This is a genomic window from Collimonas silvisoli (assembly GCF_018305005.1).
In the GTDB taxonomy this organism is placed as follows: Bacteria; Pseudomonadota; Gammaproteobacteria; order Burkholderiales; family Burkholderiaceae_D; genus Collimonas; species Collimonas silvisoli.
In genome coordinates, this window is sequence record NZ_JAGQEG010000010.1 from 25,907 (window position 1) to 39,106 (window position 13,200).

At 57.5% G+C, this 13,200-nt stretch carries 8 protein-coding genes; 4 read left to right on the top strand and 4 right to left on the bottom strand.

Annotated features, from left to right (window positions below; all coding sequences use genetic code 11):
* Positions 1 to 16: 16 nt before the first annotated feature.
* From KHU33_RS04020 to KHU33_RS04030, 3 genes are read left to right on the top strand one after another with little or no spacing between them, the layout of a single operon-like run.
* Positions 17 to 1,939: a PrkA family serine protein kinase gene (locus KHU33_RS04020; RefSeq protein ID WP_211461226.1), complete on the top strand. Its 1,923-nt coding sequence runs from the start codon at positions 17 to 19 to the stop codon at positions 1,937 to 1,939.
* Positions 1,940 to 1,986: 47 nt separating this feature from the next.
* A complete protein-coding gene (locus tag KHU33_RS04025; protein ID WP_211461227.1) occupies positions 1,987 to 3,252 on the top strand; it encodes a YeaH/YhbH family protein in 1,266 nt (421 codons plus the stop codon).
* Positions 3,249 to 4,778 carry a SpoVR family protein gene (locus KHU33_RS04030; RefSeq protein ID WP_211461228.1) on the top strand — a complete coding sequence of 510 codons (1,530 nt, stop codon included), beginning with the start codon at positions 3,249 to 3,251 and terminating at the stop codon, positions 4,776 to 4,778. The genes KHU33_RS04025 and KHU33_RS04030 overlap by 4 nt, the downstream gene beginning before the upstream one ends.
* 87 nt (positions 4,779 to 4,865) lie before the next feature.
* Here the strand turns inward: KHU33_RS04030 and guaD are convergent, their stop codons facing one another.
* Genes guaD through xdhA form a run of 4 tightly spaced genes read right to left on the bottom strand, consistent with a single transcriptional unit; the run spans position 4,866 to position 11,349 of the window.
* On the bottom strand, positions 4,866 to 6,218 hold the full coding sequence (gene guaD, locus KHU33_RS04035) for a guanine deaminase (RefSeq protein ID WP_211461229.1): 1,353 nt from the start codon (positions 6,216 to 6,218) through the stop codon (positions 4,866 to 4,868).
* A 52-nt stretch (positions 6,219 to 6,270) separates the two neighbouring features.
* A complete protein-coding gene (gene xdhC, locus KHU33_RS04040; protein WP_211461230.1) occupies positions 6,271 to 7,359 on the bottom strand; it encodes a xanthine dehydrogenase accessory protein XdhC in 1,089 nt (362 codons plus the stop codon).
* A 23-nt stretch (positions 7,360 to 7,382) separates the two neighbouring features.
* Positions 7,383 to 9,758, bottom strand: a complete 2,376-nt coding sequence (gene xdhB / locus KHU33_RS04045) for a xanthine dehydrogenase molybdopterin binding subunit (RefSeq protein ID WP_211461231.1) — start codon at positions 9,756 to 9,758, stop codon at positions 7,383 to 7,385.
* A 55-nt stretch (positions 9,759 to 9,813) separates the two neighbouring features.
* Positions 9,814 to 11,349 (bottom strand): xanthine dehydrogenase small subunit, encoded by a 1,536-nt coding sequence (xdhA, locus tag KHU33_RS04050; protein ID WP_230414037.1) that lies wholly within the window; start codon positions 11,347 to 11,349, stop codon positions 9,814 to 9,816.
* Between the two features lie 516 nt (positions 11,350 to 11,865).
* Here xdhA and KHU33_RS04055 point away from each other — a divergent pair.
* The gene (locus KHU33_RS04055) at positions 11,866 to 13,167 is read left to right on the top strand and encodes an NCS2 family permease (RefSeq protein WP_211461233.1); all 1,302 of its coding nucleotides are present in this window, start codon (positions 11,866 to 11,868) and stop codon (positions 13,165 to 13,167) included.
* The last annotated feature ends 33 nt before the right edge of the window (positions 13,168 to 13,200 follow it).

The following is a 13,200-nucleotide window of genomic DNA, read 5'->3' on the forward strand; positions in this document are numbered from 1 at the left end:
TTGATGCGGGGGTGATATGGATATCTACAGCAGCTTTGCGAGTCGGTTCGACAAAACCAGAGAAGAAGAGTTTTCCCTAGAAGAATATCTTGCGCTTTGTAAGACTGATCCCAGCTGTTATGCAACAGCAGGGGAACGCATGCTGATGGCGATAGGCGAACCGAAACAAGTAGACACCCGCCACGATCCTTCCTTATCGCGCATCTTTGCCAACAAGGTGCTCAAGGTCTATCCGGCTTTCAAGGAATTCTACGGCGCTGAAGAAGTGATCGAACAAGTGGTCGCTTATTTCCGGCACGCAGCGCAAGGCCTGGAAGAACGCAAACAGATTCTGTATCTGCTCGGTCCGGTTGGCGGCGGCAAGTCGTCGATCGCCGAGCGCCTCAAACAGTTGATGGAGCATGTGCCGTTCTATGCTCTCAAGGGGTCGCCGGTCAACGAGTCGCCGCTGGGCCTGTTCGATTACGAAGAGGACGGCGCCATTCTGGAAGAACAATACGGCATTCCGCGCCGTTATCTGAAATCGATATTGAGTCCATGGGCCGTCAAGCGTTTGCATGAATTCAATGGCGACATCCGCAAATTCCGCGTGGTCAAACGCTATCCGTCGATCTTGCGGCAAATCGCCATTTCCAAGACCGAGCCGGGCGACGAAAATAACCAGGACATTTCCTCTCTGGTCGGCAAGGTCGATATCCGCAAGCTGGAGCAGTATTCGCAGGACGACGCCGACGCCTACAGCTACTCCGGCGGCTTGTGCCTGTCGAATCAGGGTTTGCTGGAATTCGTCGAAATGTTCAAGGCGCCGATCAAGGTGCTGCATCCGCTGCTGACGGCAACCCAGGAAGGCAACTTCAAGGGTACCGAAGGTTTTGGCGCGATTCCGTTCGACGGCATTATCCTGGCGCACTCGAATGAATCGGAATGGAAGGCGTTCCGCAACAACAAGAACAATGAAGCTTTGCTGGATCGTATCTACATCGTCAAGGTGCCGTATTGCTTGCGGGTGTCGGAAGAAATCAAGATTTACGAGAAACTGATCCGCACCTCTTCGCTGGGCAAGGCGATTTGTGCGCCGGGCACCCTGAAAATGATGGCGCAATTTTCGATCCTGACGCGCCTCGGCGAACCGGAAAATTCCAGCATTTTCTCGAAAATGCAGGTGTATGACGGCGAGAATCTGAAAGACAGCGATCCGAAAGCCAAGTCGTTCCAGGAGTATCGCGATTATGCCGGCGTCGATGAAGGCATGACCGGGGTCTCGACCCGCTTCGCCTTCAAGATATTGTCACGCGTATTCAACTTCGATTCGACCGAAGTGGCGGCCAACCCGGTGCATCTGATGTATGTGTTGGAAACCCAGATCGAACGCGAGCAATTCCCGCAGGAGCTGGAACAAAAATACCTGTCCTATGTCAAGGACACGCTGGCAACGCGTTATGCCGAATTCATCGGTAAGGAAATTCAGACCGCCTATCTGGAATCGTATTCTGAATATGGCCAAAACGTCTTTGACCGTTACGTCACCTATGCCGATTTCTGGATACAGGATCAGGAATTCCGCGACCATGACACCGGCGAAAGCTTTGACCGCGCTGCCTTGAACGCTGAGCTGGAAAAAATTGAAAAGCCGGCCGGCATCAGCAATCCCAAGGATTTTCGTAACGAAATCGTCAACTTTGTGTTGCGCGCCCGGGTCTCGAACGCTGGCAAGAATCCGCTCTGGACCAGCTATGAAAAATTGCGCGTGGTGATCGAGAAAAAAATGTTCTCGAATACCGAGGATTTGTTGCCGGTTATTTCATTCAACGCCAAAGGTTCGAACGAAGAATTACGCAAGCATGAAGATTTCGTCAATCGCATGGTCAGCAAAGGTTACACGCCGAAACAAGTGCGCTTGCTGTGCGAATGGTATCTGCGCGTGCGTAAATCGTCGTAAGGTGAGCCGAGCGACTCACCGGACGCATTCGATTAGGAGAGCCGACCGTGTTGCATCAGATAATCGACCGTAGACTGTCTGGCAAGAACAAAAGCATTGCCAATCGAGAGCGCTTCTTACGGCGCTTCCGGGCAGCTATCCATCGCTCGGTGACGGAGGCCGTGCGCGATCGCGGCATCAAGGAAATCGAGAACGCCAAGAGCATCAGCATTCCGCGCAAGGGGATCAGCGAGCCGGTGTTTGGCCACGGCCCCGGCGGCAAGCGCGAGATGGTCCATCCCGGCAACCAGGATTATCTGCAAGGCGACCGCATTCCCCGCCCGGACGGCGGCGCCGGCGGTGGCGGCAGTTCGGCCAGCGATCGCGGCGAAGGCGAAGACGACTTCGTGTTCCAATTGTCGCGCGAGGAATTCATGCAGTACTTCTTCGAAGACCTTGAATTGCCGCGCCTGATCAAGACCAACCTGCTGGCTGTGCCGAGCTGGAAAAACATGCGCGCCGGCTATTCGACCGAAGGTACACCCAACAATATCGATATCGTGCGCTCCCTGCGCAGTTCACTTGGACGCAGGATTGCACTCGGTTCGCCGCTGGTGGCCAAGCTGCACGAGTTGGAACTGCTGATGGAAACGCTCAAGGCGGATCCGCAAGACCGGCGCGATGAAATCAAGCGCCTGGAAGAAGATATCCACCACCTGAAAGGCCGCATCTGGCGCATTCCATTCATCGATCCTTTCGACCTGCGTTACGTGAACCGGATCAAGGTACCGCAACCGTCCAGCCGGGCGGTGATGTTTTGCGTGATGGACGTGTCGGGCTCGATGGACGAGCAACGCAAAGATCTGTCGAAGCGCTTCTTTATCCTGCTCTACCTGTTCCTGACCCGCAATTATGAACACATCGAAGTGGTCTTCATCCGCCATCACACGCGCGCCGACGAGGTCGATGAAGATACTTTCTTTCATTCGCAGGAAAGCGGCGGCACGGTAGTATCGAGCGCACTGGAATTGATGAAACAGATCATCGACGACCGGTATCCGCCGGGCGATTGGAATATCTACGGCGCCCAGGCTTCCGACGGCGACAACTGGAATGACGATTCGCCCAAGTGCCGGCAATTGCTGGAGCAGGAAATTCTGCCGCGCTCGCGCTATTTCGCCTACATCCAGGTGACGGTCGAAGAGCAGAATCTATGGACCGAATATCAGCAGATCGCTGCTGTCAACTCGCAGTTTGCCATGAAAAAAGTGCAGGCCGCCAGCGAGATCTACCCGGTTTTCCGCGAACTGTTTGAAAAGCAGGTGCACGCATGAATGACCGTTTGATCAAGCAGACCTTGCCGTGCCCGTCCGATTGGAGTTTCGACCTGATCGAGTTGTACGACGTCGAGATTGCCCGTGTCGCGGCCAATTACAAACTGGATATTTATCCGATCCAGCTGGAAATCATCACCGCCGAACAGATGATGGATGCCTACGCTTCCGCCGGCATGCCGGTGAACTACCGGCATTGGTCGTTCGGCAAGCATTTTCTGATGACCGAGCGCGACTACAAACGCGGGCAAATGGGGCTGGCCTACGAAATCGTCATCAATTCGAACCCCTGCATCGCGTATCTCATGGAAGAAAACACCATGACCATGCAGGCGCTGGTGATAGCGCATGCGGCGTATGGGCATAATTCTTTTTTCAAGGGTAATTACCTATTCCAGCTGTGGACCGACGCCCATGCAATCGTCGACTATCTGGTTTACGCCAAGAGTTACATCGCCGAATGCGAAGAACGCTACGGCTTCTCCAAGGTCGAGGAACTGCTGGATTCCTGTCATGCACTGATGCATTACGGCGTCGACCGTTATAAGCGCCCGCAAAAACTGTCGCTGGAAAAAGAGCGGGCGCAGCGCCGCGAACGCGCAGATTACATGCAGTCGCAGGTCAATGAATTGTGGCGCACCCTGCCGGAGAAAAAGACAGAAGCGGCCGAGCAGGTTGAAGGGCGTTTTCCGCCTGAGACGCAAGAAAATCTGTTGTACTTTGCCGAGAAGAATTCACCGCTGCTGGAGCCGTGGGAGCGTGAAGTGATTCGCATCGTGCGCAAGATCGCCCAGTATTTTTACCCGCAGCGTCAGACCCAGGTCATGAATGAAGGCTGGGCCACGTTCTGGCATTACACGATTCTCAACACGCTATACGATGAAGGCCGTTTGACGGACGGCTTCATGATGGAGTTTCTGCATTCGCACAGCAATGTGGTGTATCAGCCGCCGGTGACCAAATCGTATTACAGCGGCATCAATCCGTATGCCCTTGGTTTCGGCATGATGAGCGATATCCGCCGTATCTGCGAAAAGCCCACCGATGAAGACCGGCAATGGTTTCCCGAACTGGCCGGAACACCCTGGCTGGATGCTTTGCATTACGCGATGCGCAATTTCAAGGATGAAAGTTTTGTGGCCCAATACCTGTCGCCGAAACTGATACGCGACATGCGTCTGTTTGCCGTACTGGACGATGAGAATCGCAGCGAACTGGAAGTTTCGGCAATCCATAACGAGGCCGGCTATCAGTACGTGCGGCAAGCTTTGTCGCGGCAATACGATATTAACCACCGCGAGCCGAACATCCAGGTCTGGTCGGTCAACACGCGCGGCGACCGCAGCCTGACACTGCGTCATTTCCGCAGCGACAGCAGGCCGCTGGCGGATGGCACCGATGAAATGCTGCGGCACATGGCGCGCCTGTGGCAGTTCGATGTGTATCTGGAGAGCGTCGACGACAGCGGCAATGTTTTGCAACGCTATGAATGCGTTAGCGAAAACAAGTATGTGCTGCGGCCTTAAAATTTCATCAGAATGTCGATCCTACGACCAGCTCGGAACTAGCTCGGATTATGCAGGCTTAATCCGAGCTAGTTCCGAGCTGGTAACTTATACGCTCTTTGCAACCCGGCTATGCACCAGTTTGCCGGCTGCGTAAGTGGCGGCAATAGCCCGGTCATCGCCCAGCAGCGCAAGCGCAAACAACAACTCTTCCAGGCTCTCGGTACGCTCGCTGCGGCGCGCCAGCAGCGGCGTGGCTTGCGGATCGAGCACGATGAAATCGGCCTCGGCGCCGGCGCCGAAATTACCGATAGTCCCCTCCAGCTGCATGCTGCGTGCACCACCCAATGTCGCCAGGTAGAACATCCGCATTGCCGGCAGATAGGTGGTAGCCATACGCGCTACCTTGTAGGCTTCGTTCATGGTTTGCAGCATGGAGAAACTGGTGCCGCCGCCGACATCGGTCGCCAGCGATAATGGCACGCCTGCCGCGTCGGCGCCTTTGAAATCGAACAAGCCGCTACCGAGAAACAGATTCGAAGTCGGGCAAATCGCGATCGCCGATTGCGTCTCCGCCATGCGCTGACGATCGTGGTTGTCGAGCCAGACGCAATGGCCATACATGGAGAGCGGCCGCAACATGCCGTACTTGTCGTAGACATCCATATAGCTGCGCGAATCGGGGAATAGCGATTTGACCCAGGCTATCTCATCGATATTTTCTGCAGCATGGGTTTGCAGATAGACGTCCGGATAAGCCTGCGCCAGCTCGCCCGCCAATTGCAGCTGAGCGTTGCTGGAAGTCGGCGCGAAGCGTGGCGTGATCGCATACAGCTGACGGCCGCGCTTATGCCATTTCTTCAGCAGCTCTTCACTGTCGCGGATGCCGCCTTCCGCGGTGTCTTGCAAGAACTCGGGGCAATTCCTGTCCATCAGCACCTTGCCGGTCACCATCCGCAGATTGCGCGCTTCGCTGGCGCTGAAGAAGGCATCCACCGAGACTGGATTGACGGTGCAATACACCATCGCCGTGGTGGTGCCGCAGCGTAGCAACTCATCGATGAAGAAGGTGGCGACATCGCCGGCATGGGACGGATCGCTGAATTTGCGCTCGGTCGGGAAGGTATATTTTTCCAGCCACGGCAGCAAGCCCGGCGCCGGCGAGGCGATCATGTCGGTTTGCGGATAATGCAGGTGGGTATCGATAAAGCCCGGCATGATGATCTTGCCGCGGTAATCCTGGATCTTCAGCTCACCTTTGAATTCAGCCCGCAATTGCACCGACAACTGCTGATAGTCGCCAGCCGCAACAACCCTGCCATCGGCGACCAGCAGCAAGCCATCCTCATGCCATGCATAAGCATCTGCATGCAGCGCTGGATCGGCGTTGAAATGAAAAACGCTAGCGCGGTATGCCTGCAATGCAGATTGGTCGAGATTGCTGAAACTGATGGCTGCCATGAAACTGTCCTTGAATGAATGCGCGAACTAACGCTGCGATGAATAACTGAATTTATATTTCGCTGACAAGTTGCAGCCGTAATTGCGGCACTGCTGTCTGCTGTTGCTTGGCAATCTGCTCCCAAACCTGAAGCAACTGCGCGGTGACCGAGGCGGCGATGACCGCCGGTTCCTTGCCGACAATGCCCGGAATGCCGATAGGACAGACCATGTCGGCCAGCCGTTCGAGCGCTATGCCGCGTTCGTGCAAGCGATGCTCGAATTGCATGCGCTTGCTCTTCGAACCGATCAGGCCGAACCAGGCAACCCCATCGCGCTGCAGAATCTGCGCCGACAAGCGCTGATCGAGCGCGTGATTATGGGTCATCACCAGGAAGCTGGAACCGGCTGGAGCGCTATCCACCAAGGCCTCCGGCGTATCGGTCGCTTCCACGCAGACGTTGGCCGGCAACTCGTCAGGAAACATTTCTTCCCGCTCGTCGACCCAGACCACGCGGCACGGCAAATCGCCGAGCGCCTTGACGATTGCGGCGCCGACATGGCCGGCGCCAAACAGGAATAGCAGCGGCCGGGTCGCCAGACAGGCATCCAGCAACCAGCGCCGGCCGTGATCGTCGCGCAAGATCAGGCAAGCGCCGAGCGCCTTGGCAGATGGCGTCGATAAAGAAGGCAGCGTCGGCAAGCGTCCCGGTCCGTGCAGACGCTCGCCATCGCCATCGGTCAATGCCGGCGGCGCGGCGTCATCCAAGGCGACCAGACGCCAGCTGTCTTCACCCTCGCGCAAGCGGCGCTGCAGGAAACTGAAATAGTCGGCCGAGGCAGCCGTCACCCGTTCAAACGCCAGATGCACGACGCCGCCGCAGCATTGACCCAGCGACGGCCCCAGAGAAAAACGTTGCAAGCGCCGCTCGCGGCTCAGCGACAAGCCTTCGTCCAGCATTTCGCGAGCGATTCTGATCGCTTGCAATTCGAGATGGCCGCCGCCTATGGTGTCGAACTGGCCGACTGCGGTCACCACCATTTTTGCGCCCGGCTCACGCGGACCGGAACCTTCGACCTGGGCCACGGTGACCAGGATCGCCGTGGTGATTTGCGAGGGCTGCGTGATCAGCGTGGTGAGTGCGTCCAGCCAGTTGCTCATGGTGATTCTCCGATATGCCTGAATCAGCCCGCACGCGGCGCGGTAGCGGCCATGGCGCGCACCGCGTCGACCGCTTTGAGGATCGCTTCGCTGGTGGCAGGTGCATTCAACGGCGGATTGAAGCGGTTGCCGCCAACGCTGGCGATCGCATCGCGGATCGCGAAAAATACCGAGAATGGCAACAGCAACGGCGGCTCGCCGACGGCCTTGGAGCGATGGATGCTGTCTTCGACGTTGCGGTTCTTGAACAGCTTGACGCGAAAATCCTCAGGGCAATCGGAAATGGCGGGAATCTTGTAAGTCGACGGCGCGTGGGTCATCAGCTTGCCGTCCTTGTTCCACCACAGCTCTTCGGTGGTGAGCCAGCCCATGCCTTGAATGAAGGCTCCTTCGACCTGGCCGATATCTATTGCCGGGTTGAGCGACTGGCCGGCATCGTACAAAGCATCCGCGCGCAGCAATTTCCATTCGCCGGTGAGGGTGTCGACCACTACTTCCGATACTGAAGCGCCGTAGGCAAAGTATGAGAACGGCCGGCCGGTCATGGTTTTCGGATCCCAATGCAAGCCGGGCGTTGCGTAGAAACCGTCGGACCATAATTGCATCCGCGACAGATAAGCCTTTTGCGCCAGATCGCCAAACGCCATGCTGTGCTCGCCGAGATGGACTGCGCCGGCGGCAAACGTTACCGCCTTGGCGTCGCCGCCGTGCAATTTGGCGAAAAATTCCGCCAGGCGCTGACGAATCGTATGCGCCGCATCTTGCGCTGCCTTGCCGTTCAGGTCGGCGCCGGTGGAGGCTGCAGTCGCCGAGGTGTTCGCGACTTTGCTGGTATCGGTCGCGCTGACGCGCACCAGTTCCAGCGGAATCCCGAGTTCATGCGCGACTACCTGCGCCACCTTGGTGTTGATGCCCTGGCCCATTTCGGTGCCGCCGTGATTGACCAGTACCGAGCCGTCGGTGTACACGTGCACCAGCGCACCGGCCTGGTTGAAATGAGTAACGTTGAAGGCGATGCCGAATTTCACCGGCGTCAGCGCCAGGCCTTTTTTCAGCACCGGGCTGGTGGCGTTGAACGCCTCGACAGCGGCGCGCCGTTGCCGGTATTCGCTGCTGGCTTCCAGTTCGGCCACCAGTTCGTGGATCACGTTATCGATGATCTTCTGGCCGTATTGGGTGACGTTGCGGCCTTCTTCATCGTTGCGGCCGTAGAAATTCAGCTTGCGGATATCGAGCGCATCGCGGCCCAGGTTGCGGGCGATTTCGTCGACGATGTATTCGATTGCAATCGCACCCTGCGGTCCGCCGAAACCGCGGAAGGCTGTGTTCGATTGGGTATTGGTCTTGCCGCAACTAGCCTTGATGTCGACATCGGACAGGTAGTAGGTATTATCGAAATGGCATACTGCACGGGTTGCTACCGGCGCCGACAAGTCGGCCGAGAAACCGGCGCGGCTCACCATGTCGACTTTTGCAGCGACAATCCGGCCGGCATCGTCGTAACCGACTTCGTAATCGTAATGGAAGCAATGGCGCTTGCCGGTGACCATCATGTCGTCGTCGCGGTCGGCGCGCAGCTTGACCGGGCGTTTCAGCTTGGCAGCGGCAATTGCCGCCACCGCCGCCCACAAGGCGGATTGCGATTCCTTGCCGCCGAAGCCGCCGCCCATGCGCCGGCATTCCACCACGATGTTATGCGAATGCACGCCCAGCGCGTGCGCCACCACGTGTTGCATTTCGGTCGGATGCTGGGTCGAACACAACACCAGCATGCCGTTTTGCTCTTTCGGGATGGCGTAGGAAATCTGTCCTTCCAGGTAAAACTGTTCCTGGCCGCCGACATGCAACTCGCCGCTGACACGGTGTGGCGCGGTCTCGAAAGCTTGCTGCGGATTGCCGCGCGCCAGATGCATCGGCGGTAAAACATAAGACTTCGCAGCGTGCGCCGCTTGCGGCGTCAGGATGGCGGGCAACTCTTCATAGTCGATGGCCACTTTGCGCACTGCGCGCCGAGCGTTGTCGTGGGTGTCGGCAATGACCGCGAAGATCGGCTGGCCGACATATTCGACCAGGCCGTCGGCCAGGATCGGATCGTCGTGGATGATCGGGCCGCAATCGTTAGTGCCGGGGATGTCTGCCGCAGTCAAGACCGTCGCTACGCCAGGAGCGCTGCGTACGGCGTCGAGATTGATCGAGCGGATCCGGGCGTGGGCTTTCTGCGACATGCCGAGCGCGGCGTGCAGGGTGCCTTGCGCTTCCGGGATGTCGTCGGTGTAGGTGGCCTCGCCCAGCACATGCAATATCGCCGATTCGTGCGGATGGGATTGCCCGACTTCAGCCCAGGCGGTGCTGCTGCCCGGCTGTGCGGTTTTCATAAAATTTTCAGTTTGCTTGTTCATGGTCTCTACTCTTGATCTGCGTCGGCGGCGAACTCATTTTGAACTCATTTTTAATTCAAGCGCACACGAAAGGATTCACCTGATCGCTGCGCAACGGCGCATCGATGCGGGTTTCCAGCCAGAATCGGCGCAGCAGGTTTTGCGCCGTCTTCATCCGGTATTCGGCGGAGGCGCGCATGTCGGACAGCGGTTTGTAATCATCCGTCATTAGTGCGACTGCAGTTTCCAGCACGCTTTCACTCCAGACCTGGCCGCGTATTGCAGCTTCGGTCAGCGCGGCGCGCTTCGGCGTTGCCGCCATGCCGCCGTAGGCGATCCGGATATCGTCAATCTTGTCGCCGGCTAGCGTGATTGAAAACGCGGCGCAGACGGCTGAAATATCCTGGTCGAAACGCTTGGCCAGTTTGTAGGTACGGAAACGTTGTCCCGCATGCGGTAATGGCAAGCGCACAGCTTCGACGAACTCATCGGCCTGCATGTCTTTTTTCATGTAGTCCAGATACAAAGCTTCCAGCGGCATGACGCGCTGCCCGGCAGGACCGCGCAGCACCACTTGTGCGCCAAGAGCGATCAGCCATGGCGGTGAGTCGCCGATGGGCGAGCCGTTGGCGACGTTGCCGCCCAGGGTGCCGGCGTTGCGAATCGGCAGCGAAGCAAAGCGCTGCCACATTTCCGACAATTCCGGATAGTGCTTGCAGATCTCGGCATAGGCATCGTTCAGGGTCACGCCGGCGCCGATTTCGAGCAGGCCGTCGCGGCTGGCCATCGCATTCAACTCGGCCACCTGGCCGAGGTAGATGATGTCGCCCAGATCGCGCATTTGTTTAGTCACCCACAGGCCGACATCGGTCGAGCCGGCCAAGATGCGTGCGCTCGGATTGGCAGCGCGTACCGCCACCAGTTGCGCCAGCGTGCGCGGTGCGTAGAAAGTCTGGCCGTCATAGCGGTAGACGAATGTTTCGTCGCGTTGCAAGGGCTGAAGCGCCAGTTGCAAGGCGTGGCGGTCGAAGCCGACTGCGGGCAATTCGCCCATCCGGTGCGCAGCGTCGATGATAGGCCGATAGCCGGTGCAGCGGCACAGGTTGCCTGAGAGCGCGATGTCGATGTCCTTGCGCTGCAACGACTGGCACGCAGCTGCGCCGCCGCTTGTCGAGGCACAAGAAGGAGCCTGGCTGCCATCGTTTTTCAGGTACAAATCCCACAGCGACATCACAAAACCCGGGGTGCAGAAACCGCATTGCGAGCCGTGGCATTCGACCATGGCTTGCTGCACCGGATGCAAGGCGCCATTGCTTTGCTTCAAGTCTTCGACTGTGTACAAGGCCTTGCCGTCCAGCGTCGGCAGAAACTGGATGCAGGAATTGACCGATTTGAGCGTGACGCCGTCCGCCGTCTGTTCGCCGATGACGACGGTACAGGCGCCGCAATCGCCTTCGGCGCAGCCTTCCTTGCTGCCGGTACAGTGCAGGTCTTCGCGCAAATGCTGCAGGATGGTGCGGGTAGGCGCGGTTTTATCTACCGAATGGATTTCGCCGCGGTAGTAGAAACGGATGACATTATCGGCCGTGGAATTAGATGCGGATGTAGACAAGACGACCTCCAATCAGATGTGGCGACTGCTGCAAGAACCATGCCTTTTGGACCGTATTGCCGGTATTTCCCGGCTGCGGAGCAGTACATAGGTACATGTCAGCGATGGCTAGACTGACTTTGCAGCGGTGTATTAATTATGAGCTTAGATTAGCATTCGCGCCGTCGCTCCATATAGCGAAACGGCTAATGTCAGGTATCTCTGAAATGGAATAGAGAACACGTAAGTCATACATAGATGCAAATATCACTATCGGCGACGAGCCATTATTTCTTTGTGATGCATTTGATAATTTTCGAGGTGTTTAAGAGGCATGACATTTTTGGCGGCGACAATTGCAGGGCTATCAATGCCGTGGCGGGAGCGGTTATCATCACGCTGGAATAATCGATATTTACCCTGGAGCATATTTGTGACCCCTTCCTGTAACACCTTACTTTGGCGGAACTCCGCACCAAGCAGAGCAACGCGGCAGCCAGAAAACCAAAAACAACAATAATCAAGGAGACACAAGCAATGCAGTTACTCGATAATTTTTTCAAACTCAAAGACAACGGTACTGACGTTCGCACCGAACTGATCGCCGGCCTGACCACCTTCCTGACGATGGCTTACATCATCTTCGTCAATCCGGCCATCCTGGGCGACGCCGGCATGCCGAAGGGGGCGGTATTCGTCGCCACCTGCCTGGCGGCTGCCATCGGCACCCTGGTCATGGCCCTGTACGCCAACTATCCGATTGCACTGGCGCCCGGCATGGGCCTCAACGCCTATTTTGCTTACGCGGTGGTGAAGGGCATGGGCGTGTCCTGGGAGGTGGCGCTGGGGGCAGTCTTCATTTCCGGCTGCCTGTTCATCGTCGTCAGCCTGGTCGGCATCCGCGGCATGATCGTCAACGGCATTCCGCCCACGATACGGACTGCGATCACCTCCGGCATCGGCTTGTTCCTCGGTTTTATCGCGCTCAAGAGCTCGGGCCTGGTGGTCGCCAATCCGGCCACTTTCGTGCAAATCGGCGACCTCCACCAGATCCCGGTGATCCTGTCGATTATCGGTTTCCTGCTGATCGTGGTGCTCGATCACCTGAAGGTCAAGGGCGCGATCCTGATCGGCATCCTGACCGTTACCGTATTGAGCTTTGTGGTTGGCGGCAATACCTTCGCCGGCGTGGTGGCGATGCCGCCATCGATAGCGCCGACCCTGTTCAAGCTCGACATCATGGGCGCCCTGTCGATGGGCATCATGAACATCGTGCTGGTGTTCTTCCTGGTCGAGATGTTCGACGCGACCGGCACCATGATGGGTGTGGCGAACCGCGCCGGCTTGCTGGTCAACGGCAAGATGGCGCGTCTTAACAAGGCTTTGCTGGCGGACAGTACGGCGATTGTGGCCGGCACCTTGCTGGGTACATCCAGCACTACCGCCTATGTCGAAAGCGCCGCCGGGGTCCAGGCAGGCGGCCGCACCGGTTTGACCTCGCTGGCGGTCGGCATCCTGTTCCTGGCTTGCCTGTTCATCTCGCCGCTGGCCGGCGCGGTGCCAGCCTACGCCACGGCGCCGGCCTTGTTCTATGTTGCCGGCCTGATGCTGCGCGAGCTGGCGCACCTGAACTGGGAAGACAGCACCGAAAGCGTACCCGCCGTGATTACCGTATTGATGATCCCGTTCACCTATTCGATCGCCAACGGGATTGCCTTCGGTTTTATCGCTTATGCAGCGCTGAAACTATTCACAGGCCGCGCCAAACAAGTGCCGGCGATGGTCTGGATTATTGCGGCAATCTTTCTGTTCAAGTTCATTCATCTGGGTGGTGATTGACTGCAAGGTAGATTAAAAAAGGGGGGCTGTATA